The organism is Pseudomonas monsensis (assembly GCF_014268495.2).
Taxonomy (GTDB): Bacteria; Pseudomonadota; Gammaproteobacteria; order Pseudomonadales; family Pseudomonadaceae; genus Aquipseudomonas; species Aquipseudomonas monsensis.
Genome location: NZ_CP077087.1, coordinates 3827205 through 3853067 on the forward strand (window position 1 = coordinate 3827205; position 25863 = coordinate 3853067).

Sequence of the window (25863 nt, forward strand, 5' to 3'; positions counted from 1 at the left end):
AAGGTGCCCCCCAAGGTGTCCACAACCCCACTTCGCCAACAAATCATCCTGCGCTCCGACAATCTCCGTTCCGACGACTTCGGTGCCCTCTTCTCCAGACTCTTCGGCAATCGCTACGCCGACACTCCGCCCCCGCCCTCCAGCATCATCATCGGCGGCGTCTATGGTCGGCATGACGGTGTCAGTTTTCGGCGCATGCATTACCACGGCGACTTCAGCGTTTCTTTTCCCGATCCGCAGGACGAGATCACGTTCGTCATTCCCACTGCGGGCAAGATCGTGTTCAACCACGCCACCGAGTCCATCGGTGTGTCGCACGTTGGCCTGGCAATCGACAAGGCTGACATTCGTTCTATGCGCTTCTTCGATGATCACGCGCATCACGGCATGTCGATCAATCGCCATCAGCTCACCGAGCGGCTCTCGGCGCTGTTGGAAAAACCGATTCTGGAGAAGATCGCTTTTGAACCCAGCGTTGATCTGAACACCGCAGCCTTTCAAGGCATCAAGGCGCTGATCGATCTGGCCACAGGCACTGAGTTTGATCTGTTGATCAATAGCGGCACGTTGATGCCGTCGCGATTGCGCGAGATGTTGATTGACGCGGTGCTGGAGGCGTGGCCGCACAATTTTTCCGAGGCGTTGCGGCGGCCGGCGCCGAGTGTGGCGCCACGGCATGTGAAGTTGGCGATGGCGTTTATTCAGGCGCATCCGGAGCAGTTGGTCAGTGGTGTGGAGCTGGCGCGGTTGAGCCATGTCAGTCAGAGGGCGTTGCAGGAAGGGTTTCGGCGGTTTGTCGGGATGTCGATTGTGGCGTATCAGCGGCAGGTGCGGCTGGAACGGGCTTATGAGGTGTTGAAGCAGCGCGGCTCGGCGTCGGTGACGGAGGTGGCGTTGCGGTTCGGGTTTAGTAATGTCGGGCGGTTTTGTCGGTATTTTCAGGGGGCTTATGGGGTGAGTCCCGCTGAGTTCAGGGTTCGGGATTAATCAGCTCATAAGCTGGAAAGCTAATTGTAGGAGCGAGCCTGCTCGCTCCAGTTTGTGTGTATTTTTTTTAGAACGCGTAGCTGGCCTTGAGGCCGCCACTGTAGCCGTGGCTGTCGCCCCCGCCGTTGGCACCCACTTGCGCGCCCAGGCTCAGGGCGCCGAGGCTGGCCATGACGTTGACCCCGCCGCTGAACTGGTCGCGGTTGTCGAAGGCGGCGCGTTGCTCGATGTCGAGGCCCAGCAGTTGGCTTTGGCTTTCGACCTGATGCTCGCCGAGTACGTGTTCGTAGCCGACCTGCACGCCGGGCACCAGTTGCCAGTTGCCCATCACCAGCGGGGCAAAGCCGACGTTGAGATTGGCGACGGCGCTGCGGCGGGTTTGCTTGTTGTCGTCGACGTCGAGCGAGAGTTCGCTGCCCTGCTCTTTGAAACCGTTCAGGTCGAGGTGACTGACACGCAAGCCGAGGCTCGGTTCGAAGGTCAGGCCGTTGACCGGGGCACGGTAGCCGAGCGCCAACGTCGCGCCACTGAGCTTGCCGTGGGTGTCGCCTTTGGCAGTGCCGAGGCCGCCGCCGAGGTCGCGTTTGCTGTTGTAGTCGACGTAGCCGGCGCTGGCGTTGGCGTCGACGAACAAGCCGCGTTCCAGGCTGGCAAAGCCGTAGCGGGCGCCGAGGTTGAGGAAGCTGAAGTCGGTGTCGGCTTCGCCGCCCGCGCCGCCAACGCTACCTTTGCTGTAACCGAAGCCGCCGCGGGCGCTCAGTTGTTCGCTGAAGCGCTGGGTGATGCCGACCATCAGGCCCTGGCTGTGTTCGTTACTGCTCTCGGCGTGGGCCGAACCGTCGGTGCCGAGGTAACTGGCGAGCGCGGTGCTCCACAGGCGATATCGGCCGACTTTGAGGTCGCTGCCGCTGGCGAACGGTGCGGCGGCTTGTTCGATCATCGCGTTTTCGCGCAGCAGGTAACTGGCGGCGTCGGCGTGGACCTGACCGCCGACCTGGGATTCGACACCGCCGAGGGTGCCGGCGTCGATGGCCGACTGCAGGTAATAGTTGTAGGCGCTGTAGGTGCCGGACAGTTGAGTGTTCTGTAACTGCCGGAGCAATTCGGCGCCGGCTGCGGCGTTGCCGATCAGCCCGGCCTGACCCGGCAGGCTGTGGTATTCGACCAGTTTGCCGCGCAGGACGTAGATCGTTTCCTGCGACAGACCGAGGCCTTGTTTGAGGTAGTTGTCCATGCTGCCGTATTCGGTTTTGACCTCATCGAGGCCGGCCTGCAAATAATTGGCCCGAACGCCGAGCAGTGGTTCGTAGATCGCGGCCATGCTTGCCGGCAAGGCTTTGAGGGTTGCGGCAACACGGGCGGCGGTGTAGTCGTTGGTCGCCAGGTAGTTGGCCATGATCGTGGCGTCGTCGACACCGGCGATACTCTGCAACACGGCGGCGGTCCAGCCGGTGCGGTCCTTGCCCGCGGTGCAGTGGAACAGTTGGGCGGCGTCGACGCTGGCCAGTTCGTTGAACAACGTGCCGAACTGGCCGCGCATGCCGGCATCGCTGACGAAGGCGCGGTTGGTCAGCTCCATCATGCCGATGGCGTCGGCGGCGCTTTTGAACGAGATATTGGTGATGTTCGAACCGGAGGTGGTGCTGCCGATGATGTCGATATTTTCGTAAGTGGCGCCACTCAGCATCGTGTCGGGGGTAGCAGCGATTTCGCTGGGGGTGCGCAGGTCATAGACGGCTTTGATGCCGAGGCTGTTGAGGGTCGCCAGGTCCGCTGCCGACGGCGTGATGGCGTTGGAGCGGTAAAACACGCCGCTGCGCAGGGTGCCGTCGTGGGCCGTGGTATACGCGGTGGTGATGCCGGCGATGTCACGGAAGTTGTCGATGCTTTGCAGGCGCGGCGTATCGAGCGGCACGGACTCGGCGGCGTGGGCGGTAGCGATGGACAGGCTCAGGATGGACAGCGAACAGACAAGACGTTGAAACACAGTGCAGCCTCATTGGATTAAGCGTTGGGCTGCTGACTATGGATAAGCGAGTGATACTGAATATGACAGTTTCGGTTTGTGCGTAAATGCCTGCGCGAATGGGCCGTGGGGTGCGTGATTTGTCCATGAATCCAGGGCACGCAACTGCTACGGGGTTGGGGGGATCCTTCCCCTGGTCCTTCGGTGTGTTTTGTTTGCGTTGTTTTTGAGGCTGGAGGTGGCGGTGTAATCGAAAGCGCCTGCGCCGATTATCAAGGCCTGGGCTGATTGTCACCGAGTGCACCAAGAATCCGTTCAAGTTCAGGCCGCGTCCACCGCTCCCAAGGCAGCACATCCCGGGTGTCGCCTGTGTGCCAATGCTCTCCCGCGTCAAATGCGAGGTAGATCGAGAAGGCGGGCTCGGGCATTTCTTCGCGCACGCCCAGGTCGACGATGTCGCTGAACAGACTATTCATGACCTCATCGCACGCGTGGAAATCACGGGTGCCGGCCAGGAACTGCCGGGCCATCGCTATGGCCACTTGGTTCAACAGGTCGCGAGGCGTGATCTGCAGGTCCCGACACAGGCAACCCAAGTCATGAAGGGTATCTTGCAGGATGACGTTCAGGGCGTAATCCAGATCTGCCGGGGTCACAAGCGTTTTCATGGGTCAGGCATCGTCCGTTGGTGCGCGGCGCAGGGTGAGCAGAATTTTTCTCTTGAGCAAAGAGTTGCCGGTGGTGTGGTATTAATTCCCGACTCGTCATCAAGGATCAGTGCCCATGAACCACCGCAATGTTCGAATCGTCGCCCAGCACCTGCTCTCGGACAACTGGTATCTGCTGAAAAAAATCGACTTCGAACTGCAACGCCGCGACGGCAGCTGGCAGGCGCTGAGCCGTGAGGTGTATGACCGTGGCAATGGCGCCACGATCGCGCTCTACAACCTGGCGCAACGTTCGGTCATCCTCATCCGCCAGTTTCGCATCCCGACCTTCGTCAACGACCATGACGGCTACCTGATCGAAACCGCTGCCGGGCTGCTGGATAACGCCAGCCCCGAAGAGCGCATTCGGCTGGAGGCGGAGGAAGAAACCGGCTACCGCGTGCGTTCGGTGCGCAAGGTCTATGAAGCGTTCATGAGCCCGGGCTCAGTGACCGAGCGCCTGCATTTCTTTGTCGGCGAATACCATCCCGAAGACCGCATCAGCGACGGCGGCGGTCTGGCCGACGAAGGCGAAGACATCGAAGTGCTGGAATTACCGTTTGATCAGGCGCTGGCGATGGTCGATGACGGGCGGATCATGGACGGCAAAACCATCATCCTCCTGCAATACCTCAAGACCGTCATACCGCCCTCACCTGCGCTGATGATTCTGGTGGCCGGCCCTTATCGCTCCGGCACCGGCGACGATCCCGCGGCCATCGCGGCCAATCTGCATGCCATGCAGGCGTGCGCCGCCGAGTTGCTGCAGGCCGGGCATTTTCCACTGCTGGCCGAATGGGTAGCGCTGCCACTGGTAAAACTGGCCGGCTCGCAGCACGTTGGGGATGAGGTGTATCAGGCGCATTTTCACGACTACGCGAAAACGCTGTTACAGCGTTGCGACGCGGTACTGCGCATCGGGGGTGAGTCCGCAGGCGCGGATCAGATGGTGGAACTGGCCCGACAACGGGGACTGGCGGTTTATCACGACTTGCGCGAAATCCCCGCTGCCGGGCGGCGCTGATCTCAGCGAGTCGGGCCAACGACCTCAATCTGCGTAATGCCGACCAGCTCGGCCTGTTCGAGGATCTGCTCCGGTGTCGCGTCTGCCGAGGGCATGATCAGGCCGTTTTCCGCGTCGCCGTAATGCAGTTCCAGCAGGTGCCTCGCCGCCTCATGCTCGGCGAGTCGGGCCTCCTTGATCTCGAGGTCGTGGCTACGCGGCTTGCCATTGAACAGGTATTTCAGGACAAAGTTGTGCATGGTCGGATCCCGTGGGTGTGATTGGACGGCAACTGTTTATCCTGACGCACCAGTCAGCTTTTAAGTTCAACGCCATCACGAAAGGCGGGAATGTCAGTGATCCGGTCAAACTTTTACCGACGCCAGGCGTCCCTTCTTAAACGGCCGACATGGCCCGGCAAACCCAACCAGCTGACCTCAGCTAAGGACTGGCAATGACCTTTTTCATTTTCCTTCTGGCCTGCGCGGCAGCGGCCACCACCGGCATCATGTTCAAACCGGGCGAATGGTACGCCGCTTTGATCAAGCCACGGTTCACCCCGCCAAACTGGGCCTTTCCGCTGGCCTGGACGCTGATTTACCTGCTGCTGGCCTGGGCCGGCTATCGCTTGAGCCTGATCCCCGGCAGTCAGACCGTGCTGGCGTTGTGGGCGGCGCAGATTGCCTTGAACACGCTGTGGACCCCGGTGTTCTTCGGCGCGCATCAGGTGTTGGCGGCAATGGTGATCCTGACGCTGCTGTGGCTGGTGGTCGCGGCCATGGTGGTGCTGGCGTTGCAACTGGACCTGATCACCGGTCTGATTCTGTTTCCTTACCTGGCGTGGCTGTGTATGGCTGCTGCGTTGAATTTTTCCATCCTGCTCAAGAACCACTGATGGCGAACGTCAATTTGGGTAATGAAACACCCTGGCGGCAAGGCGAGCGAGAGTTGGCGCAAGTGCGCGCCTTCAACCGGAAGCTCGCCTGGTTGCCGCGCTTCAAGATCCGCAATCGCCTCACGCCTCGGCTGATTCAGGCGTTGTTGCGGGTCAGTCAGTTGGGGGGCGCCGGCAAGCTGCGCAAACAGGGGCTCGGCGCGCAAGGCAAACGCCTGGCGAGCGGCGCTGGCGTGCGGATCATCCGGCCCAAAGGCCCGGCCAGAGGCGTGGTGCTGGATTTCCATGGCGGCGGTTGGGTCATCGGCAATGCGCAGATGAATGACAACTTCAACGTTGCCATCGTGAATGCCTGCAACGTCACGGTGGTATCGGTCGATTACCGGCTCGCGGTGTCGACGCCGATTGAAGGCCTGCTGGAAGACTGTCTGAGCGCCACACGCTGGTTGCTCAGCGAAGACGAGTTCGCCGGTTTGCCGGTTGTGGTAGTCGGGGAGTCAGCCGGGGCGCATCTGGCGGCAGCGACGTTGCTGGCGCTGCAACCCTCAGCGGATTTGCTGCAGCGCATCAGCGGCGCGTTGCTGTATTACGGCGTGTACGATTTGACCGGCACGCCGAGCGTACGCAACGCGCCGCCGGAAACGCTGGTGCTGGACGGTCCCGGCATGGTCGAAGCGTTGCGCATGCTCACGCCAGAGCGCACAGACGAAGAGCGCCGCCAGCCACCGTTGTCACCGCTGTACGGCGACTTCAGCGGCTTGCCGCCGGCGCTGCTGTTGGCCGGCGAACTGGACCCGTTGCGGGACGACACGCTGGCCATCGCCAGACGCTGGCAGCAAGCGGCGCCGGTCGAGGTGTATTTACTACCGGCGTCGCCCCACGGATTTATCCACTTTCCCACCGCCATCGCGCAAGGCGTGCTGGCTTACAGTCGACAGTGGATCAGCGCCCGAATCAACGCGCACACGGCGGCTATTCGTTCAGATCCTTGACCAGATAGCCGCCGACAATCTGCGACACACCGGTCAACGCCGTGCGCAGCAACTCCGGCTCGGTGCGATAACGCAACGGCTCGTAACCATAGGTGTTGGCGCCGTTGAACGGGGTGATTGGCTCGTTGCGCTGCCAGATCAGTTCATCGCCACGTTTCATCACGCCGCTCACGGCGATGGTCGGGTAGACCACGCTGCTGAAGCCCTGAGTCAGCGAGAAACCCCAGCTGATCACCGTCAGTTCGATCTGCGCATCGGCCGGTTCGTTGTCGCCGACCACCTTGAAACGGCCGGAAGCGGCCAACTGGTCCTCGAAGCTCTTTTTGACCAGGGTGCCGAGATTGATGTCAGAGGTTTCCATGTTGTAGACGATGGCATCGGTCGTCGACATCGACGCCAGGTCACCGGCCTTCAGCCCCGCGACGAAACCGGCGCCGCCCAATGCAGCGGTTGCGGCTTTCGACGCACTGGAGGCCAAACCGATGCCGGTGCCGACACCGGCCCCCACAGCGGCGCCCCACGCCTGTTCACGGCCCATGTAGGTGATTTCCTTGGGCTTCCACGCCACCGGCAGAATCTTCACTGTGTGGATCTGGGTGCGGTATTCGGGCTTGAATTTCTGGTTGGCACAGCCGGCCAAAAACAGCACGGCAAACATCAGGACAGCGATCTTCTTCATGAACGACTCGCGACAAAGGAATGTGGGTTAGTTGTCGTCATCGACAGGAAAATCTGAAGTACACGCTGCATCGACAGCAGATTTTCCGCCGATGCAGACGTGATCGAGGCGCCACCGGTATGATCCGGACACCCCGTCTCACCTGGACCGCCCCTGATGCCAGCCTCGTACACCCGCCCCGCCCCCGCGCCCCTGCTCCAACCCGGTGAAACCGTGGTGCTGTTCGACGGCGTGTGCAAACTGTGCAATGGCTGGGCACGGTTTCTGATTCGCCATGACCGGCTGCGCCGCGTGCGCCTGGCGGCGGTGCAGTCGCCCGAGGGCCAGGCGCTGCTGGCGTGGGCGGGGTTACCGATGGATCAGTTCGACACCATGGCAGTGATCCGTGACCACCACGTCTGGGAACGCTCCGATGCGTTCCTCGAAGTCATTGGCCAATTGCCCACCCGCTGGCAGCCGCTCCAACTGCTGCGAGTGTTGCCTCGCGGACTGCGCGACTGGGGCTATGACCGTATCGCGCTGAATCGTTATCGGCTGTTCGGTCAATACGCCACCTGCCTGCTGCCGAGTGCGGATCACGAACAGCGCTTTTTGAAGATGACGCCACCTACGCCAGAACGCTGAGCAACTGCACCGGCGTCATCTTGGTCACCATCATCAGCACGATCACGAACATCCCGGCAAAACCCATCACGCCCATCCAGAACCACTGCCGGTACACGCGGCGATAGTCATCACTCAAGCCCTGCCCGGTCGCGTCGGCAGTCGATGCCATGATCTCAAGCCGCTTTTGCAGCAGCAGCACCGGCAGCCACAGTGCCCCCACACAAAAGAAGATGATCAGCGACGTCAGCAGCCACTCGGTGGTCATGGGCAACCCCGAAACCCTCATCAGCAGATAGCCGCTGATGATCTGCACAAACCCCGCCGGCGTGGTGATCCAGGCATCGAAGCGCACGACCATCCGCGCCACGTGGGCGATCACTTGCGGGTTGGCCGTACGGCTCGCGGCGATCAGATAGAGGTAGGAACCCATGCCGAAGCCGAACAGGAACACCGCTGCAATCACGTGCAGGTATTTCAGACCCAGATAGAGCATGCTCAGCGCTGCCCGGCGCAGAAATGCACGGACAGGCTCAGGTTGTCCGGGTCGTTGATGGCGGCCATGTATTCCTTGACACTGATTTCGCCCACGCACGGCCGGGCGCCGGGCTGTGACGTGTAACCCTGAGCCATCTTCGCGGCCAGCGCCACGGCGGCGCAGCTGGGGATTTCCGGGCCTTTGTCGTTGAGCGCGGTCAGTTGCGCGGTCATGCTCAGTGGCTGGCCATCAACGCCGAGGCCTTGCATGTCGATGTACATCGCGCTTTTACCATCGCCGAAGCGTTCGAAGCGGGTGCCCAACCGATGCAGTCTCGCCGCCCACACCCCTGGGTCGCGAACCAGGCCGATTTTCAGCGCCTGCGCCAGCAGCGCATTGGCGATGCCGCCGAGCTTGAGTCCGGCGCCGGCCTGAAAACGCAGGGTGTGTGCGCCATAGCGGCTGGCGAAAATATCCATGTCCGGCACATCGACATTGGCCAGCAGGCGCCGTCCCAGCTGCGGCATTTTGCGCAGGGTCAGATCCTGCCATCCCGGCACTTCATGGACTTCGCCGTTGCGCAACTGCCTGATCGGTTTACCCGCGTACGCCAGCACACCCTCGACCGTCGACAGGCCGGGCATTTTCGCCGAAGAAGAAATGCCATGTTCGATCGAGTCGATGCGCGAAAAGCGCTGGCGCTGCTCGTCGATGATCGCCGAAGACAGCGTCGGCACCGAACTGCAGCCGCTGAGAATCGCCACACCGGCTTCCTTAGCGCGGGCGTCGAGCACGTCAATGCCGTTGACGAAGGTACGGCAGTCGGCCAGGTCGCAGTAGTTCACGCCAGCGGCAATGCAACTTTGCGCCACGGCATACGACTGTCCCTGAAACGGGCCGCCGGTGTGCACCACCAGTTGAATGTTCAGCGCAGTCAATGCGGCCTGGAATTCGCTGCCCATCGCATCGCCGCACCAGCCTTCGCAGGCTGTGTGCGCCCGACTGTTCAGCTCATCGACCTTGCGCTGCAACTTGCGCGGATCGCGGCCCGAGAGCAGCAACGCCACATCGGGCATCAGCGCCAGATGCCTGCACACGATACTGCCGAAATTTCCGTAGCCCCCGACCACCATCACCCTGAACGGCATGCAATTCTTCCCTAATCGTTTCGCGTGCAAAGTGCGAAGGATATAGGGCCCGGCGTCGGCAAGCCATGCCGGTTACCTGGAGCCTGCGCTGCTTCAATGGCCAACGGGCGCTACAAGGATGCCAAAGGGAACAGCGCGATCAGCTCGAGACTTGCTCAAGAAAGATCAGTTGCAACGGTTCTTCCAGCAGGTCGTCCGCCGTGGCGGCAAAGCGCTGGAAGTAAGGCATCGCAAAATGCGCATCCAGCGCCGCCTGATGCATGAAGGCCTCGCGCATGTAGAACGTGCCGCGCTGGTCGCGCAGTTCAAACAACACATAGTCGAGGTTGCCCGGTTCCGCGCGGGTCGGCTCGACCAGTGCCAGCAGCCCCTCTTTCAGCGCCTGCTCCTGGCCAGGCCGGGCCTTGAGCACGGCGATCGACACCAGCATTTCAGTGGACGTGGTCATCATTATTTCTCCAGATTCAAGGCTGAGTGATCAGCGAGTCGGTGCCGGCGCCGCGTCGATTTTCAGACGCATCAGGCTATAGGGTTTTTGCCGTTGATCCTGCCCGCCACGGAAGCCGGCCTGGCGGTGCAACTGGTTGGCGATGAAATACAGATAGCCGTCGGGACCGATCGACAGGGTGTCGGGCCAAAGCAGGCGCGGGTCGTGGACAAGGGTTTGCCACTGGCCGTCCGGCAGGCGTTTGCGGATCGCGTTGTGTTCGTAGTCACCGGCATAGACCGCCCCGGCGGCATCGGCTTCCATGCCATCGGACGCGCCCTTCTCGCCCAGGTCCTGCACGGCAGCGGCCAGTTGCTGTTCGCTGACGCTGGCGTCACGCAACAGCGCGGTGGCAACCGAGTACAGATGGCGGCTGGACAGCGGCGTGAAGTACAGGGTCTTGCCGTCCGCCGACAGCGCAATGCCGTCCGACGCCACGCCCAACGGTGTGCGCTTGCCGTCCGCGCCCGCGACGGTCAGCGGCAGACCTTCGACCATCGGCACGAAATCCGGGTCGACCGATGTTGCCGGCACTCCGCTCAACCGGCGCTGGGCGCGGCCAGTGGCGATGTCCATGACGATGATTGCACCCGGGCCACGCAGCGACGAGTCGGTGACGTACACCGTGCCTTCGGCCCCGGTGCGGAAGTCGAAGCGCATGTCGTTGACGTAGGTGCTCGGCAACATGACGTTGTCCGGAAACACCAGGCGTTTGACGATGCGGTTGTTGGCCAGATCCACCGCCAGCAGTTTCGCGCCTCTGGCTTTCGGTTCGGCAAACCCTGGCGCGGCGGTGTCAAGCAGCCAGACCCGGCCCTGCCCGTCGGCGACCACGCTTTGCACGCTGATCAAGCCATCGCTCGGGTCGCGCGGATTCTCCTGATTGATCGCCGTGTTCGGGTACGCAACCACCTTGCCGTCGCGGATTTCGCCGACGGTGAACGGCACGTCGTCGCCCCAACGCGGGAAGTTGACAAAGATTCGCCCGGTTTCGCTGACCGTCACGCCGGTGGGCATGGCGTCGTAGAACGCGTGGACTTGTTCAAGCGTGCCAAAAGCCCTGTCGGCCGGCGTATTCAGCGGCAACGGGATAGCGCTGATGGCGTGGGCCAAAGGCATGCTCAAAGTCGAGGCAATGGCCAACATCGCGGGCAGTTTGTTCATGCGCATCATGTGTTCCTCGCTGGGCCGTCATGGCCCGTTCGAATATTCAGAATCCTTCAAGCACCATCTTGCCCCGGGCCTTGCCGCTTTCGACCAAGGCATGAGCGCGGCGCATGTTGGCCGCATTGATCGCCCCGAAGTGCTGGCCCACGGTGGTTTGCAATACGCCCTGGTCAATCAGCCCCGCGACCCGGTTGAGCAAATGATGTTGGTTGATCATGTCGTCGGTTTCGTACAGCGAACGGGTAAACATCAGTTCCCAGTGCAGCGACAACGATTTGCGCTTGAGCGGCATGACGTCGAGGCTGTCGGGATCGTCAATCACCGCCAGACGCCCCTGCGGACGCAGCACTTCGATCAATTGCGCAAAGTGCTGCGTGGTGTGCGTCAGGCTGGCGACGTAATCGACCTCGGCCACGCCCAGCGCCTGCAGTTGCGCGAGCATCGGCTGGCTATGATCAATGACGTGATGGGCGCCCAGCTGGCGCACCCAGTCAGCAGTTTCCGGGCGCGAAGCGGTGCCAATGACGGTGAGCCCGGTCAAACGCCGCGCAAGTTGCACCAACATTGAACCGACGCCACCCGCTGCGCCGGTGATCAGCAGGCTTTGGCCCTGCCCCGCGCCCTCGGCGACACCGAGCCGATCGAACAGCAATTCCCAGGCGGTAATCGAGGTCAATGGCAACGCTGCAGCATCGGCGGCACTCAACGAGCGCGGCTTGTGCCCGACAATCCGCTCGTCCACCAGATGCCGTTCGCTGTAGCTGCCGGTGCGGGCAATCGAGCCGGCATAGAACACTTCATCGCCGGGCTGAAACAGCGTCACGTCGGCGCCGATTGCACGGACAACACCGACGGCGTCCCAGCCAAGGATTTTCGGTTCCTTGGTGAAAGTGCCGGCGCGGACTTTGGTATCGACCGGGTTGACCGCCACTGCGCGCACTTCCACCAGCAGGTCTCGCGGGCCAGGCGTGGGCTCGGGGATGTCGGTGTCCTGCAACGATTGCGGATCTTCGATGGGCAAGGCGTGTTGGGTAAAGGTGATGGCTTTCATGGGATCTCTGATTCTGAAGGGCTGTGGCAGTCACTGGCCGCCATCTTCGGCTTCCCTCGGGCAAAGAAAAACCGGCAGAATGCGCCAACACTTTCACTGCAGGCGTGAAAATGATCCGCATCGACGATCTCGGTTTATTCACCCGCAGCGCCGCGCTGGGCAGTTTTACCGCTGCTGCGCTGGAGGCTGATTTACTGCCCGGCCAGGTCGCTGCCGCGATCAAGCGGCTGGAACGCGAACTGGATGTGCGCCTGTTCGCCCGCACCACCCGCAGCCTGCGCCTGACCGCCGAAGGCGAGCAGTACTTGCCCACCGCCCACGCGGTGCTCGAAGCCCTCAAGCAGGGCGAGGACAATTTGCGGGGGGAAAACGCCACCCTGCGCGGCGTGTTGCAAGTCACTGCGCCGTCGGATCTGGGACGCAATATCCTGCTGCCGTGGCTGACGCAGTTCCGCCGCCAGCACCCGGAGCTGACCTTGCGATTGGTGCTGTCGGATCAGATGGTCGATCTGTTTCGCGACCCGGTGGACGTGGCGATTCGTTATGGCGCCAACGTGGATGCCAACTACGTAGCGCTGCCGCTGGCACCGTGGAACCGGCGGGTGCTGGTCGCTTCGCCTGAATACGTGCAACGCCACGGCCAGCCGCAGACCCCGGATGAACTGCTGGATCATCAGTGCCTGCTCTATTTGCAGACTGGCCGGGTCTACGACAAGTGGAACCTGGGCAATCAGACCGTGCAAGTCTCGGGACCGCTGTTCAGCGACGACGCCGACGTGGTGCGGCGCTGGGCGCTGGACGGCGAAGGGATCGCCTACAAATCCTGGCTGGATGTCAGCGCCGACATCGCGTCAGGTCGCCTGCTTGTATTGCTGCCGGAGCAACCCGGCGAGACCTCGCCGTTGAGCCTGGTATGCCCGCATCGCAAGCAGATCACCCCGGCCGTGTCACAGCTCTATACGTGGCTGAGCAGCCAGTTTGCGGCGCTGAAACCGATGTGAGCAGAAGTCCCGTCAGAAGTTGACGAACGCTGTTGCGAGTGTTCAGATGCGGGCCTGTTTCAGGTGCCCCCTGCCGCCGTGCTTGGGGTGAAACGGGAAACCGGTACGTTCATTGCGAACAAGTCCGGTGCTGCCCCCGCAACGGTAGGCGCGTGATGCTTTCGACAGACCACTGTGGCCAGACGGCCATGGGAAGGTGAAAGCCTCGATACGCGCGAGCCCGGAGACCGGCCTGAAATGCGTTTGGCAAAATCCTGCGGTGGGCGGGCATGGGCCGGTATTGGCTGTGCGCGATGCCTTCTCCTGCATGCTCTTCTGCGAAGATCCTTTTCGAGAAGACAATGATTCGACCTTTCAACACTTCTGCACCAACCCTGCTGTTCGGCTGCCTGCTCAGCCCTTTGCTGCTGGCCGACGACACGCCACTGCAACTCGATCAGCAAATCGTTTCCGCGCCGTCAGTGGAATCCACCACCGTCGCCGACATGGCGCAGTACGGCAGCAAAATCGAGAGGGTTTCCCGCGAACAAATCGAACGTGCCGGCCCCGGCGCCGATGTCAGCCGTGTCCTGCAGATGTTCATTCCCGGCCTGTACGTGGCGCCGAAAAACGGCCCGTTCGACTACGGCACCTATTCGTTGCTCGGCGGCCGTAACGACGACACGCTGATCCTGCTCGACGGTGTGCGCCTGAACAATCGTCTGTACGGCGGCCTGTACCTGGACACCCTACCGGCCAACGCCATCGAACGCATCGAAGTGCTCAAGGGCGGGCAAAGCCTGCTGTTCGGCACCCAGGCGGTCTCGGGGGTGATTAACATCGTCACCCGCAGCCCGCAATCGCGCAAAGCCGCCGGCGAAGTGAATCTGGGCGTGGACAGCTTTGGCGGCACGACCGAAGACGTCCGGGTCGAAAACATCTTCAGCAACGGTTTCGGCGAACTGGGTTTGCTCGCCTATGCCAGCCACAACGTCTCCGACGGTTACCAGCCGTACCGCAACCGCGACATGAAGAACGTCAGCGAGAAAAACCGTGCCTACGAAGTCACCACCTTCGGCGGCAAGGCGATTCAATCGTTCGCCGATGACGCGCGGCTGGAACTGTTCTATCAGTACGCCGACGCCAACCTCGATTTCGCCCGCCCGCTGAACAACCACAACACCACCAACGACCGTGTGCAGCAGATCGCCACGGCGACCTTCGAACAGACCGTCAACGAGCGCGTGAGCTACTTCGTCAAAGGCCACATCAACGACTGGGACACCCGCTACACCCGCGTCAACAACGTGGATGGCGGCGGTACCAAGGTCATCAACCACAACGACTACTGGGGCTTCACCGATTGGGGCGTACAGGCCGAAGGCAAGGCGCTATTGCCCGGCGGTCATGTGCTGGTGTTCGGCACCGACAACCAGTGGTTCAAGGGTCAGGACGATGTGCTGGTGATCGACAACGACAAGGCCGAAGCCCACGCGATCTACACGCAGTTGCGCCCGCAGATCGCCGCCCTGCCCGACTGGCACCCGAGCCTCGGCATTCGTCACGAAGCCATGAGCGGCGGCGATGGCGCCACGGTCGGCATGCTCACCTCGCTGTACGACCTCAACGATAACTGGGCCGTGCGCGGTCAGTACGGCAGCGCCTACAAACTGCCGAATGCCGAGCAGTTGTTCGTCAACGAGCCGGGCGACGAGATCGGCAACCGCAACCTCAAGCCGGAGAAAAGCCGCAACGCCGAACTCGGTGTCGACTACCAGGGCTTTCTGCTCGAGCGCGAATTCAGCGCCAGCGTCAGCCTGTTCAAACGCAAGATCGACGACCTGATCACCCTCGACGGCATGCAGTGGGTCAACGGTGAGGGGCAGATCCGCATGCGCGGTTTCGAGGCCGACGCGAAACTGGCGCTCACCCAGCGATGGAGCCTGCAAGCGGACCTGACGCGCAATCTCACCGAGTCGCGCAGCGGCGTGAGCATCAACGACATCCCGGGGTTCTTCGCCCGCTCAAGGGTGGGTTATGAGTCGGAAAATCGTATGTGGGGGGCCGGGGGCGCGATCCGCTACATACGCGATATCAAGAGTTCGAAGCAGGTGCAGTACGGCAACTATTCGGTGGTCGATGCCGATGCTTATCGCTACCTCGACCACGCCCATCAGCACCGTGTAAGCCTGCTGATGGAAAACCTGTTCGACCGCGATTACGTCACCAGCCGTTCGAACAATGTCGATAATCTCGGCCGGCCGTTCACCTCTGAAATTCGCTACACGTACCGCTTCTGATGAGTGAAATCACCAAGGTCGACGGCGTCGATACTCATCCGGACTGGTCGCAAGTGCCCGATCACGCGCGCCATGTGTTCCTCTGCACCGGCCCGCGCTGTACTCAGCGCGGCGCCTTGCAGTTATGGAAAACCCTGCGCCGGCATCTGCTCGCACACGATCGCATCGAGACACCGGGCGGCGTGTTACTGACCCGCACTCATTGCCAGTTTCCGTGCAATCTCGGGCCGATCGTGACGGTGTATCCGGAACGCTTCTGGTACAGCGTGCATAACCGGCAGGAGGTGCAGCGCCTGGTCGAGGTGCATCTGCTGGGCGGTGAAGTGGTCGAGGATTTGCTGATCCGGGGGCGCACATGAAGCCCTTGTGGTGTGCACTGGGCGCCCTGCTCTGCTCATCGGCGGCTATGGCTGACAACGTGCGCAACTGCGGCGAGCACTGGCAGGTTTCCGCTTCGCCGCCCGCGCGCATCGTCGCGCTGAATCAGCACGCAGCTGACCTCGTGCTGGCGCTTGATGCCGGATCATCGCTGGTGGGCGTCGCGTATCTGGACGACACCGATGCCGGCCAGCGCCCAACCGCGTATTTCGGCGTGCCAGTGATCGCACGTCAGTATCCATCCAGCGAAGTGTTGTACGCGCAACAGCCGGATCTGGTGATCGGTGGGTTCGCCACAGCCTTCGGTGACGGCGTCACTTCACGCTCGGCGCTGGCGCGCAACGGCATCGGTTCCTACCTGCTGGAATCGGCGTGCAACGGGCATTCGCTGGATTACTTCGGGCATGTGCGCAATGACCTGCTGAACCTCGGCGCGTTGCTGCACAAACAACCGGAAGCCAAGGCACTGCTGGCCGCGATGGAGGCCGACCTCGCCAATGCCCGAGCCTTGGCCGGCACGCAGAAACCGCTGTCAGTGTTTTACCTGGACAGCGAAGTCAAAGGCCTCGACAGCGAAGGACGGCGCGGTTTTGTCAGCACGTTGCTGGACGCTGCGGGCGCGAAAAACCTGTTCGCCGAGATCAATCAATACCGGGTCACCGTGAGCCGCGAAACCCTGCTGGTCAGCGACCCGGACGTGATTCTGCTGGCCGATGCCGACTGGTCGCCCGCCAGCCGCAAGCGCTACCTGTTGACCCACGACCCGGTGCTGTCGCAACTGCGTGCAGTGCGCGAAAACCGCCTGATCGTTATCCCCTTCACCCAGCTGTTGCCCACCGCAGCCAGCGGTCGCGTGGCACTCGAACTGGCCCGACAACTCAACACCCTGCAAAAAAATAAATGAACCCGCCACCGCACCGGTCACCTAACCCTAAGACCATCAGGAGGTAGCCAATGCAAATCGAAACCGTGTGGATCGTACTGGCGGCAGTTCTTCTGCTCATCGAACTTTGGGCCATCAACCGGGTGCGCAAAAGCGAGGGAAAATCCAGCAACAAAGGCGTGTGGATCGTGCTGATCGTGTTTGTGCCGTTGTTCGGCCTGATTGCCTGGGCGCTGGCGGGGCCGAAACAAGTCACTCAGCGGTCGGCGTCCTAGTCTTCTGCTGATCAGTTGCCGGGCAAGGACAAACTCGAAGAACCCGGCGTGCAAATGCAAGCCATGAAGGCCAGTTGCAGGAAGGACGTGGCAGCGCAAGGCTTTGCGAATGAAGGGAAGCCCGACATCAGTCGGGCTTTTTTTGTGGGTGCGCCAGGCATGGCGCGTTGCGCGCAAGCGCAACCAGCTTGGCTGTGGTGGCCATGCTGGTGACTTGGAGGTGAAAGTCCTCTACACACCCGGCAAGGGGAAGTGTTAGCCAGAGGCAAGGGTGTCGCGGGCGACCGCGAATCTGAAGGAAGCCCGAGGCAAAATGCTGGCCTGACGAACAGGAAGCGGATAGAGGCGGCGCAGCGGGGTAAGACGGCCCAAATCGTCAAAGCCCAATACTTGCACGGAACGCTGTGACGTAAATCCGACAGGCATAAGCAGGAAGGTCGCGCGAATTACCCTGGGAGATCTGCACGTTTGCCACTGTGCTACCGAGCGTCGAGAGGCGACGGGATGAACGTGCAGAAGTCAGCCGAAGCCGTAGTAAGTGACGAGTAACTCCGTCACCAAGGGCCGAACAGGTTATGCCGTCAGTAGGCGTCAGAGTCTCGTTGAGTACCGAAATGCAGAAATTTCTCCCAGAGAAGACTGTCACTCCGAGTCCCGGACAGAATCCGAGGATGACGGCTGACAGCGCACAGGTATCACCGGCGGCTGTGACGTGGACGAACGCGGAGCCGGACACGCTGATGGGGCGGGTGCTTGCACCCGCCAACCTCAAGCGTGCGTATCAACGCGTAGTCAGCAACAAGGGCGCACCGGGTGCCGATGGCATGACGGTCGACCAATTGGCAGGCTACGTGAAACAGTATTGGCCGATCCTCAAAGCTCGGCTGCTGGCCGGCGAGTATCACCCGCAAAGTGTACGCGCCGTCGACATCCCCAAATCCAAAGGCGGAACACGGCAGTTGGGTATTCCCTGCGTCGTGGATCGCCTGATCCAGCAGGCTTTGCTGCAACAGCTCACGCCGACCTTCGATCCGTTGTTTTCGGACTACAGCTACGGCTTTCGTCCGGGCAGAAGCGCCCATCACGCCATCGAAACAGCCCGTGACCATGTGGCGGCGGGACACCGTTGGTGCGTGGAGCTTGATCTGGAGAAGTTCTTTGATCGGGTCAACCACGATGTGTTGATGGCCCATGTTGCGCGTCAGATCGAAGACAAGCGGGTGCTCAGGCTCATTCGCCGTTACCTCGAGGCCGGCATGATGGCGGGCGGGATCGTCAGCCGACGGCAGGAAGGGACGCCGCAAGGCGGCCCGCTCTCGCCGTTGCTGTCGAACATCTTGCTCAACGAACTCGACCGCGAACTGGAACGACGGGGCCATCGCTTCGTACGCTATGCCGACGATGCGAACATTTATGTGCGCAGTCATCGTGCAGGCGAACGGGTCATGGCCAGTGTTGAGCGCTTCCTGACTCAGGGCCTGAAGCTGACACTGAATCGGGAAAAGAGCCGTGTGGCACGGCCTTGGGCCTGTGATTACTTGGGTTATGGGATGAGCTGGCATCAACAGCCGAAGCTGAGGGTCGCGAGCATAAGCCTGCACCGCCTGCGCGACCGACTCCGGGAACTCTTGCGTCGGATACGGGCCCGCTCAATGAGATATATCGTTGAGCAAATGACTCCCGTGCTGCGTGGTTGGGCTGGCTACTTCAAGCTGAGTCAGAGCAAGCGGCCACTTGAGGAGCTGGATGGCTGGGTGCGTCACAAACTTCGTTGCGTCATATGGCGTCAATGGAAGCGGCCCTCTACGAGGGCGCGCAACCTGATACGTTTGGGCCTCGACGAGGCGCGGGCGTGGAAATCGGCGGTCAATGGCCGAGGCCCATGGTGGAACTCGGGAGCGTCACATATGAATCAGGCGCTACCGAAGAAGCTATGGGATCGACTCGGGCTGGTCTCAATACTGGATACGATAAACCGGCTTAATCGCATAACCTGAACCGCCGTATACGGAACCGTACGTACGGTGGTGTGAGAGGACGGCGGTTGTGAAACCGCCTCCTACTCGATTCGCCAGGCACGCCTTCGTCGAGATGTAGTACCGTATGCCGGTCAACAACAGGGAGGTTGATATGGCTGACAGGACAGGCAAGCGCGTGGTGGTGGTCGGCGCGGGTATTGTGGGCGCTTCGCTGGCGTATCACCTTGCGCGCAAGGGGGCACAGGTGACGCTGGTCGAGGCCGCAGAACCCGCCTCGGGGGTAACGGCGCGCTCGTTCGCCTGGATCAATACGGCCCATGCCGGGAACGATCCGATCGCCCGATTGCGTGGCGCGGCCATCGAAGACTATCACCGACTGGAAGCGGAGCTGCCTGAATTGCAGATACGCTGGTCAGGGGCATTGTCCTGGGGTACCGGCGCAGAGGACGAGCCCTCTTCGCCGACATGGCTGTCACGCGCCGAGATCCTCGAACGCGAGCCGAACCTGCGCCACCCTCCACGCCAAGCATCGTATAACGCCGAAGAAGGCGTCCTCGATGCGGTACAGACCACCCGCGCATTGGTTGTCGGGGCACAGGCCCACGGCGCAACAGTGTTCACGCAGACACGCGTAAGCGGCTTCACCTTCAGCGGCGCAGACGTTACGGGCATTGAGACGACGGCGGGGCCCTTGGCTGCTGACGTAATCGTTCTGGCAGCCGGAACGGGCACCGTGCAGCTGGCAGAGATGCTCGATGTTTCACTGCCGATAGACGCCTCCCCGGCCATTTTCATCCGCTTCAAGACTCAACCGGATCGGTTGAACGGCATCATCTCCAGCCCCGAGATGGAAGTGCGGCAAGATGCAGACGGGACGTTGTTGGCAGCGGAAGACTACTTGGGAAATGCCCCGCACAATCAACCGGACGAGATCGCGCAGCGAACCGCACAAGTCATTCAACACGAACTGCACGGGGTAATCTCCATTGAACTGCAAAGCGCATGCGTCGGCTTGCGGCCCGTGCCTGTCGACGGCGTCCCCGTTGTCGGCTATCTACCGACGGTGGGCGGAGTGTATGTTTGCGCAATGCATCCCGGTGTGACCCTGGCGGCGATCGTCGGGCGCCTCGCCAGTGAAGAGATTGTCAGCGGCATTGCCTCAGTCGACCTTGGCAACTGCCGCCCCGGCCGATTCTGATGGGCGCGGCAGTCCAATTGTCCAGGCATTCATTTTCAGCTTTCAGCATTCGCAACTCGAAACGGAAGTCATCAGCACTACACGTCCCCCACACAAGGAGCGTTCAACCATCATGGAAGCAACCATCACCTACCGCACCGCCACGGCTGACGATGCCCTGGCGATGTGCGAACTGGGCCAACTGCTCAACGCCGTGCACCACGCCGCTCGCCCGGACATTTACGCGGCTGCGACCGAAGATTTCTCTCGCGACTTGCCGCACTGGTCCGGCGTTTTCGAGAAGCCGGGCCAGGTCGTGTGGCTCGCCAGCGCGGGCGACCAGGCCGTGGCGTTCATTACCGCCAGCCTGTCGGCCAGCGTCGGGCCGTTAATGCAGCCGCAGAATGTCGTGCGCATCGGCTCCGTGTGTGTCGCCGAACGGTTCTGGGGTAAAGGCATTGGCCGCGCACTGATCCAGCGCATCAAGGACTGGGCCCTTGCGCACGATGCGCAGGACTTGCGCCTGACGGTCTGGCCGTTCAATGAACGGGCGGCGCGGATGTACGCGGAGTTTGGTTTCGAGCGCCGTGCGGTAGAAATGGGTATGCGCTTGTCATGACACGTCAACAGCGAATCGTCTCGATTGTCCTCGGCCTGCTGGTCTTCTACGCAGCACTATGGACAGCCTCCGAGTGGTGGGAAAAAGCGCTGGCCAAGCCCTACGGCACCGCTAGCATCAGCCCCGACGGTTGCTTTCAGGTCCAGACGTTTCGGCCGTTCTGGGTGTTGCCGGGTTTTCTTCATCCACAGACGCCGCCGGACGATGCGATGGAGCGCAGCTGGTTTGTCTCCTGGGAGAGCCCGGCGTTTTTTCGCCTGTATGACCTTCGTAATGGCCGCGTACTGGGTGAGAGCGAGATCTATGATCTGGTGGCGTATGGCGGGCCCCTTGATTGGGCTTATGGCAACGACCACACGGTAAGTGCCGCCATGATCCACATTGGTACCACCCCGGACGATTGCACAGCATCGAGGACGCCATGACCGACCGCCGCCGTGTTCAGAGCAAAAGATCGCCGCCTGCACAGGCATCCCTGTTTAATGGCTACGCCCTGCTCCGCCACGCCATACCCGCCGAATGGCTGGATGAGTTGCGCCGTGTGTTCGATGCAGGTGTCCTGCCGTCCGATCAGTGGCCGGTGCCCCGCGGTCAGGACTGGCGTCACTCGCTGCTCGATGATGACCCGACGGTGCGCGCGGTGTGCCGTTTGCCACAGGTGCTGGAAGTGGTAGGCGAACTGATCGGCGAACGCTTCTTCCTTGCGCAGGTGGAGGGTCGTGAACCGCTTCCGGGTGGCGGTCATCAACCCTTGCACCGCGACCTGTCGGCGCAACGACCCGGCGACAGCGTGGTTGCCCTGGCGTTTTTCGACGATTACGGCCCACAGAACGGTGCTACGCGCATCGTCCCCGCCAGCCATCGCCCCCTGCCTGGAGAACCGCCACTCGACGCTAACGATGAGTCGAAAGCCGTGCAGCTTTCCGGCAGCGCCGGCGATATTCTGCTGTTCGACGTGGACCTGCTGCATGCCGGCAGCCGCAACGTGGCGGGCTTGCGCCGACGTTCCATCCTGATCAATTACTTTGCCGAACCGCTGTACGCCGCGCATCTGCAAACAGTGGGTCTGCGCAATGTGCGGATGGATCCTTTCGAGTGGTTTGATTCTGCAAGCCACTGCATTGTCGGGGGTGATTGACACACGATTGGATTCGGTGAGGATTCGACATTGCCTGAACCCGCCGTATACGTCAGGATCCCACCCTTTTTCAGCGCAAGGGCAAACGTGGCACGTCTACGCCCTTCGCTAGTCGATATTCAAACTTACAGGCCGGGTAGCCCCATGAATCGTCAAAAGAAACTTCAGCAGTTGTTCAAGGAAAAGGCCAAAAAGGCCAGCGCCAAACTGGCGCCGAAAAAGCCCAAGTACATCAGCAAGGCGGATCGCTTGAAGATGGCCGCCGAGGCGCCAGTAGAACCGGTTGAAACTACCGAGAGCTGATCCCGGCCAGTTTTATAGAAATGGCGAAATGTTCGCCAGCGCCCGCGTGATGTAGAGCTCCTGCTCCCCCACCGGCACCACGTACTGGAACGCATCGCACGCGGCGCCCACACCGGCAAGGCGCGCGATGAACCAGGCTGCCAGATACTGCGAAGCCAGACATCCACCGGCGGTGGCGACATTGCCGTTGGCCACGAACGGTTGATTGAGCACCGCGACCCCGGCCTCCTCCAGCGACACCTGCGCCTCGACGGTGAGTCCGTTCATTGACCGCACCTTGTCCGTGGGACTGGCAATCGACACGCGCCAGCCGGGCACCCGATTGAGGATGCCGAAGGCGATGAGCGAATCGAGTTCGTTGAACCCTTCAAAGGTCAGGATGGCGACGTGCATGATGAGCCTCGGTGCGGATGGTCGAGGCTCATCGTAGGACTGGCAAATCAATACAATCAAAGAATTGTCATGGGTACATTAAATCGCTGACATTACGATCCCTGTCGGATCTGCCGCAGAGGTATCTTCATAAGCGCCCGCCCCTCATCAGCCCCCGGAGTAGATCAACCAGGCGATGAAAGCCACAACAGGGGCGAACAGCACCAGGCCACCGACGGCGAGGGCCCAGCCCCAGGCAAAACCGCTTTCGCCCTTGAAGCGGCCGCCACTGAGCAGGCGCAGCACGCAAACACCGACCCGATGAGCCAGCTCGTTGATCAAGAAGTCAGCGATGAAGCCCATAACACTAATGCTCCAGTGACTTCGCCATGATGAAAAGCGACCGCCCTGCCTGTCGCTGCTTGATCGTAGTTGGATTTGTGTGGGCTGGTGCCGGCGCGAGGAAAAAGCTGGGGGCCACTGATCTTCAAGGACCTGGTCAAGTTCGACTGACAAGCCCTGATCGCAGGTTTTGTAAGGCGTTCACTGGATCGAACACAATCCGCTCAGCGCGTTTTACACGCCAGCCACGCGCCCCAGAAAAGGCTGCTGAAGAACCGCGTCGCCTCACCAAATCCGGCCTCGTGCAACAACGCCTGAACCGCCGCCTCGGAATGCGGCGGATCGGCGCCCTGCAAAATCTTCCCGAGTTTCGCCTTCACCTCCTCCGCACTCGCGCCCTGCTGCCGCCAACGCTGCCCCCAGGCTTGCAGCAATAACGGCTGGCTGGCATAGGCGTAGTGATTGCCCGCCACAATCAGCGGCGCACCCGGTTTCAGTCGGGCCTGAACCGAGCGCAGGATCTGTCGCTTGGCGTCATCGCCATTCAAGTGGTGCAGCACACCGATCAATGTGGCCGCGTCGAACGATGCCTGCGCCGGCAAGTCCTCGACATGCCCGAGATGCACGTCTGTTCTGCCGAGCAAATCATTGGCCTGCAACTGCTGCGTCGCAGCCTCCAACATCGGTGCCGAAGGATCGACCGCAGTGAAACGCCAGTCCGGCTCAAGCGCGGCCATTGCGATGATTTCCTGCGCCGTACCGCCCGCGCCAACCACCAACACCTTGGCGCCACGCAACGGCCCCAAAGTGGCCGCCAACATGCACGCAGCCAGATCGTGACAGGCATCGTAACCGGCCAGGGCGATGCGACTTTGTCTGGCGTATTCGTTGGCGCGGGAAGTGTCAAATTTGTCTGCGGATTGGGTCGGGGTCGAGGGCATGGCGATTCTCCTTGTCTTGGGAGCACGCTACCCCGGGGGCAGAGATAAGGAAAATGGCGTAATTTTATAGGCTACATTCCTGCAGGGAATGAGAACCTGGCGTGGGATACGCATCGTTAATCGGTGATTTCGGCTGACGGTGTGAGGCACGGTAGTCAACTCCCGGCGCACCCGTCTGCGACCTAAATGGCTTTCAGCCGGGGCATCACTTGCTATCAACCCAATGCGCGTCGTCTTAGCCGGGTCGCCACCCATAAATGGCATACCATTTGAAAAAAAGTATTGTAATAAGGCGCTTTAAATACTTCAGCACTAACTTTACTCGCCTGAACCGTCAATTGAAAACAACCATAAAAGCTCCGCTCCAATTTGAGATGGCAATCTTTACCGCTCAGATAATCATTGAACATTTTGCCACCCCACAAAAGCTTTGTCAGTTATTACTTCAATATCAACACGCTAACTTTTTGCGTCTTTTACCATGAACGTCTGACTGATATGCGCATCTGAGCGACTGATCTTTCAGGTAGAGGTCACCAGGCTGTTGCACGCGAACGCATGCGCCGCTGCCCTCTACTTTCTTCATTACTTTGCTGGCTGAAGTGGTGTCGTCGGACACCAGCTTGCATTCATAACTCATTGCAAAAATAAATCCGCCCCAATTATTGGAACCAAGCATGCATTGACTTCATCCGTTGAGAAACCTCAAAAATTCTGCAAGTACTGAGGCCTCTGAACGCTCCAAAGCTTTCCTGATTTCGTCACAACCGCCTTTTGCAGACACCACCTTGCCCTTCAATATTTCCCCTTCAGGAGTACATATATCCAGACTCACAAAAAAACTTCCGCTCTCTACTTGCTCACCTTCAAAAACAAGCTCAACTTCCTTGGGAAAAACCGTAACACATACAGAGAACTTGTCACCCGCATAATCGTAATGACCACAGTTTCTACTTAATACACCGCCCTGTTCTCTCGACGCCTGTCCATAAACCCTGTCTAAAAAATCCTGAAGAAGATCAACGCATTTTAGTTTTTCAGTCATTACTTCACCCCTTTGCGGCTTATTGATTTCAACACACCGCTTCCTGCTCGTGGCGGTTAAACAGCATCGCGGCTAGCGCGTACAGGGATGGAGAAACAAGGGAGAAGCCCCCTATTTCCGAACGCCTGCTTTTAGCCGAAAGCTGCCGCTAAAAAACGCTAGCAACCCACACGCCAGTTTGTACATTTGCGGTTCAAAGACTTGAGTCCGACCGCACCGTTAAATTGCGGACAAGTCTTTTGCAAAGCGCTCAACCTGGCTAGGGAGGACCAACAAAGATCCATTTATTTGCCAGTCGCAGTCGTCATCTGACGTTGAACCCAAGTAGACGCGCAAGAACACCAAACCCGGGAAATGAGGATCTAAACAGGCCGAGAGTGCAAAATCTTCGCTCTCTGAAAGCCACTCTTTGGAGCCCCCTTCCTAATTCCCCACCCTCATCGACAGCGCACCGCAGTCCACAGCGGTGGTGCACACAATAGTTTGGGCAATGATGAACCCGAAGCCGGCTCCCAAAAATGCGATGCCCGCGACGACCCATGGCAATGTCGCATTCACACGGAATCTCAATAACCAAGCAGACACACTGGTGCCGACGACCAGTCCCGGGACAGAAAACAAATGCCCCAGCCCAACGAGGCCGCCATCACGGCCCGAGCTGGATATGATCGCCATATAGACCAGAAGCGTACCAGCCGCTGCGGCTGTCGCTCCCGTTAGGAACAGGGCCCGGGCACGTAGAATCAGGCCTGGAAGCAAGGTCACCACTGGCACCAGCGTGAGGTACCAGTAGCCTAAGTGGAGCGTGTTCCCGGCACCCGAGGCGTATGCCAGAACAAGCGCCACCAAAACCATTGAACAGACGAGGTCATCCCTGAAGCTCATTTTCATTCACTTGAATCGCCATAAGCGCCGACAGTGCTCAAAGATTAGCTGATCGTACAAGCTTCGCTCATTGGCTCAATAAG

General features: G+C 60.6%; 31 protein-coding genes and 1 riboswitch. Of the genes, 16 read left to right on the forward strand and 15 right to left on the reverse strand.

The annotated features are described in order from the left end of the window. The first annotated feature begins 15 nt into the window (after nt 1–15). Complete coding sequence (locus tag HV782_RS16845; protein WP_128616181.1) at nt 16–987, forward strand: AraC family transcriptional regulator; 972 nt, start codon at nt 16–18, stop codon at nt 985–987. 67 nt (nt 988–1054) lie between these two features. On the opposite strand, the gene HV782_RS16850 is transcribed toward HV782_RS16845, so the two are convergent. Together HV782_RS16850 and HV782_RS16855 are read right to left on the reverse strand one after the other, a co-directional pair. Further along, entirely contained in the window at nt 1055–2974 is a 1920-nt protein-coding gene (locus HV782_RS16850; RefSeq protein ID WP_186748248.1) for a tyrosine-protein phosphatase, read from the reverse strand. 251 nt (nt 2975–3225) lie between these two features. Further along, nucleotides 3226–3621 (reverse strand): hypothetical protein, encoded by a 396-nt coding sequence (locus tag HV782_RS16855; protein ID WP_186748247.1) that lies wholly within the window; start codon nt 3619–3621, stop codon nt 3226–3228. Between the two features lie 115 nt (nt 3622–3736). Between HV782_RS16855 and HV782_RS16860 the strand changes: the two genes are divergently transcribed. Then, a complete protein-coding gene (locus tag HV782_RS16860) occupies nt 3737–4684 on the forward strand; it encodes an NUDIX hydrolase (RefSeq protein ID WP_186748246.1) in 948 nt (315 codons plus the stop codon). 2 nt (nt 4685–4686) lie between these two features. Here HV782_RS16860 and HV782_RS16865 read toward each other — a convergent pair whose 3' ends face one another. Then, nucleotides 4687–4923 (reverse strand): hypothetical protein, encoded by a 237-nt coding sequence (locus HV782_RS16865; RefSeq protein WP_123464205.1) that lies wholly within the window; start codon nt 4921–4923, stop codon nt 4687–4689. A 194-nt stretch (nt 4924–5117) separates the two neighbouring features. Between HV782_RS16865 and tspO the strand changes: the two genes are divergently transcribed. Continuing rightward, a complete protein-coding gene (tspO, locus tag HV782_RS16870) occupies nt 5118–5558 on the forward strand; it encodes a tryptophan-rich sensory protein TspO (RefSeq protein WP_186748245.1) in 441 nt (146 codons plus the stop codon). Further along, the gene (locus HV782_RS16875) at nt 5558–6550 is read left to right on the forward strand and encodes an alpha/beta hydrolase fold domain-containing protein (RefSeq protein WP_186748244.1); all 993 of its coding nucleotides are present in this window, start codon (nt 5558–5560) and stop codon (nt 6548–6550) included. Before tspO ends, HV782_RS16875 begins: the two co-directional genes overlap by 1 nt. Here the strand turns inward: HV782_RS16875 and HV782_RS16880 are convergent. After that, complete coding sequence (locus HV782_RS16880) at nt 6531–7229, reverse strand: hypothetical protein (RefSeq protein ID WP_186748243.1); 699 nt, start codon at nt 7227–7229, stop codon at nt 6531–6533. The genes HV782_RS16875 and HV782_RS16880 overlap by 20 nt on opposite strands. A 156-nt stretch (nt 7230–7385) precedes the next feature. On the opposite strand from HV782_RS16880, the gene HV782_RS16885 reads away from it, so the two are divergent. Then, nucleotides 7386–7853, forward strand: coding sequence for a thiol-disulfide oxidoreductase DCC family protein (locus tag HV782_RS16885; RefSeq protein WP_186748242.1), 468 nt, complete (start codon nt 7386–7388; stop codon nt 7851–7853). On the opposite strand, the gene HV782_RS16890 is transcribed toward HV782_RS16885, so the two are convergent. The 5 genes from HV782_RS16890 to HV782_RS16910 form a co-directional block, all read right to left on the reverse strand. Then, nucleotides 7837–8328 (reverse strand): DUF2269 family protein, encoded by a 492-nt coding sequence (locus HV782_RS16890; RefSeq protein WP_186748241.1) that lies wholly within the window; start codon nt 8326–8328, stop codon nt 7837–7839. The genes HV782_RS16885 and HV782_RS16890 overlap by 17 nt on opposite strands. A 2-nt stretch (nt 8329–8330) precedes the next feature. After that, a complete protein-coding gene (locus HV782_RS16895) occupies nt 8331–9458 on the reverse strand; it encodes a saccharopine dehydrogenase family protein (protein ID WP_186748240.1) in 1128 nt (375 codons plus the stop codon). Nucleotides 9459–9597: 139 nt separating this feature from the next. Beyond that, nucleotides 9598–9906 (reverse strand): putative quinol monooxygenase, encoded by a 309-nt coding sequence (locus HV782_RS16900; RefSeq protein WP_123464377.1) that lies wholly within the window; start codon nt 9904–9906, stop codon nt 9598–9600. A gap of 30 nt (nt 9907–9936) precedes the next feature. Further along, nucleotides 9937–11115 carry an L-dopachrome tautomerase-related protein gene (locus HV782_RS16905; RefSeq protein ID WP_186748239.1) on the reverse strand — a complete coding sequence of 393 codons (1179 nt, stop codon included), beginning with the start codon at nt 11113–11115 and terminating at the stop codon, nt 9937–9939. Nucleotides 11116–11155: 40 nt separating this feature from the next. Then, nucleotides 11156–12163, reverse strand: a complete 1008-nt coding sequence (locus HV782_RS16910) for a zinc-binding alcohol dehydrogenase family protein (RefSeq protein WP_186748238.1) — start codon at nt 12161–12163, stop codon at nt 11156–11158. Between the two features lie 110 nt (nt 12164–12273). On the opposite strand from HV782_RS16910, the gene HV782_RS16915 reads away from it, so the two are divergent. The 11 genes from HV782_RS16915 (at nt 12274) to HV782_RS16965 (ending at nt 22195) form a co-directional block, all read left to right on the forward strand. Beyond that, the gene (locus tag HV782_RS16915; protein WP_128614271.1) at nt 12274–13164 is read left to right on the forward strand and encodes a LysR family transcriptional regulator; all 891 of its coding nucleotides are present in this window, start codon (nt 12274–12276) and stop codon (nt 13162–13164) included. A gap of 44 nt (nt 13165–13208) precedes the next feature. Beyond that, nucleotides 13209–13414: riboswitch (cobalamin riboswitch) on the forward strand. A gap of 91 nt (nt 13415–13505) precedes the next feature. Continuing rightward, complete coding sequence (locus HV782_RS16920; protein ID WP_186748237.1) at nt 13506–15443, forward strand: TonB-dependent receptor plug domain-containing protein; 1938 nt, start codon at nt 13506–13508, stop codon at nt 15441–15443. Further along, nucleotides 15443–15802, forward strand: a complete 360-nt coding sequence (locus HV782_RS16925) for a (2Fe-2S) ferredoxin domain-containing protein (RefSeq protein WP_186748236.1) — start codon at nt 15443–15445, stop codon at nt 15800–15802. The genes HV782_RS16920 and HV782_RS16925 overlap by 1 nt, the downstream gene beginning before the upstream one ends. Then, on the forward strand, nt 15799–16725 hold the full coding sequence (locus tag HV782_RS16930) for an ABC transporter substrate-binding protein (RefSeq protein ID WP_186748235.1): 927 nt from the start codon (nt 15799–15801) through the stop codon (nt 16723–16725). Before HV782_RS16925 ends, HV782_RS16930 begins: the two co-directional genes overlap by 4 nt. A 50-nt stretch (nt 16726–16775) precedes the next feature. Continuing rightward, nucleotides 16776–16979, forward strand: coding sequence for a PLD nuclease N-terminal domain-containing protein (locus tag HV782_RS16935; protein ID WP_186748234.1), 204 nt, complete (start codon nt 16776–16778; stop codon nt 16977–16979). A gap of 575 nt (nt 16980–17554) precedes the next feature. Continuing rightward, on the forward strand, nt 17555–18976 hold the full coding sequence (gene ltrA / locus HV782_RS16940; protein ID WP_186748782.1) for a group II intron reverse transcriptase/maturase: 1422 nt from the start codon (nt 17555–17557) through the stop codon (nt 18974–18976). Between the two features lie 133 nt (nt 18977–19109). Beyond that, nucleotides 19110–20156 carry an NAD(P)/FAD-dependent oxidoreductase gene (locus HV782_RS16945; RefSeq protein ID WP_186748177.1) on the forward strand — a complete coding sequence of 349 codons (1047 nt, stop codon included), beginning with the start codon at nt 19110–19112 and terminating at the stop codon, nt 20154–20156. 112 nt (nt 20157–20268) lie between these two features. Further along, complete coding sequence (locus HV782_RS16950; protein WP_186748176.1) at nt 20269–20754, forward strand: GNAT family N-acetyltransferase; 486 nt, start codon at nt 20269–20271, stop codon at nt 20752–20754. Next, entirely contained in the window at nt 20751–21179 is a 429-nt protein-coding gene (locus HV782_RS16955) for a hypothetical protein (protein WP_123464174.1), read from the forward strand. Before HV782_RS16950 ends, HV782_RS16955 begins: the two co-directional genes overlap by 4 nt. Beyond that, entirely contained in the window at nt 21176–21892 is a 717-nt protein-coding gene (locus tag HV782_RS16960; RefSeq protein ID WP_186748175.1) for a phytanoyl-CoA dioxygenase family protein, read from the forward strand. The genes HV782_RS16955 and HV782_RS16960 overlap by 4 nt, the downstream gene beginning before the upstream one ends. A 144-nt stretch (nt 21893–22036) precedes the next feature. Continuing rightward, on the forward strand, nt 22037–22195 hold the full coding sequence (locus HV782_RS16965; protein WP_123464171.1) for a DUF2986 domain-containing protein: 159 nt from the start codon (nt 22037–22039) through the stop codon (nt 22193–22195). Between the two features lie 12 nt (nt 22196–22207). Here the strand turns inward: HV782_RS16965 and HV782_RS16970 are convergent, their stop codons facing one another. The 6 genes from HV782_RS16970 to HV782_RS16995 all read right to left on the reverse strand — a co-directional run bounded on the left by HV782_RS16970 (nt 22208) and on the right by HV782_RS16995 (nt 25786). Next, nucleotides 22208–22588 (reverse strand): type 1 glutamine amidotransferase family protein, encoded by a 381-nt coding sequence (locus HV782_RS16970; protein WP_186748174.1) that lies wholly within the window; start codon nt 22586–22588, stop codon nt 22208–22210. Nucleotides 22589–22735: 147 nt separating this feature from the next. Then, nucleotides 22736–22930, reverse strand: a complete 195-nt coding sequence (locus tag HV782_RS16975; RefSeq protein ID WP_186748173.1) for a hypothetical protein — start codon at nt 22928–22930, stop codon at nt 22736–22738. Between the two features lie 203 nt (nt 22931–23133). Beyond that, nucleotides 23134–23850 carry an SAM-dependent methyltransferase gene (locus tag HV782_RS16980; RefSeq protein ID WP_186748172.1) on the reverse strand — a complete coding sequence of 239 codons (717 nt, stop codon included), beginning with the start codon at nt 23848–23850 and terminating at the stop codon, nt 23134–23136. 451 nt (nt 23851–24301) lie between these two features. Further along, nucleotides 24302–24529, reverse strand: a complete 228-nt coding sequence (locus HV782_RS16985; RefSeq protein WP_186748171.1) for a hypothetical protein — start codon at nt 24527–24529, stop codon at nt 24302–24304. A 9-nt stretch (nt 24530–24538) separates the two neighbouring features. Continuing rightward, nucleotides 24539–24895: a hypothetical protein gene (locus HV782_RS16990; RefSeq protein WP_186748170.1), complete on the reverse strand. Its 357-nt coding sequence runs from the start codon at nt 24893–24895 to the stop codon at nt 24539–24541. 423 nt (nt 24896–25318) lie between these two features. Continuing rightward, complete coding sequence (locus HV782_RS16995) at nt 25319–25786, reverse strand: hypothetical protein (RefSeq protein WP_128614772.1); 468 nt, start codon at nt 25784–25786, stop codon at nt 25319–25321. Between the last annotated feature and the right edge of the window lie 77 nt (nt 25787–25863).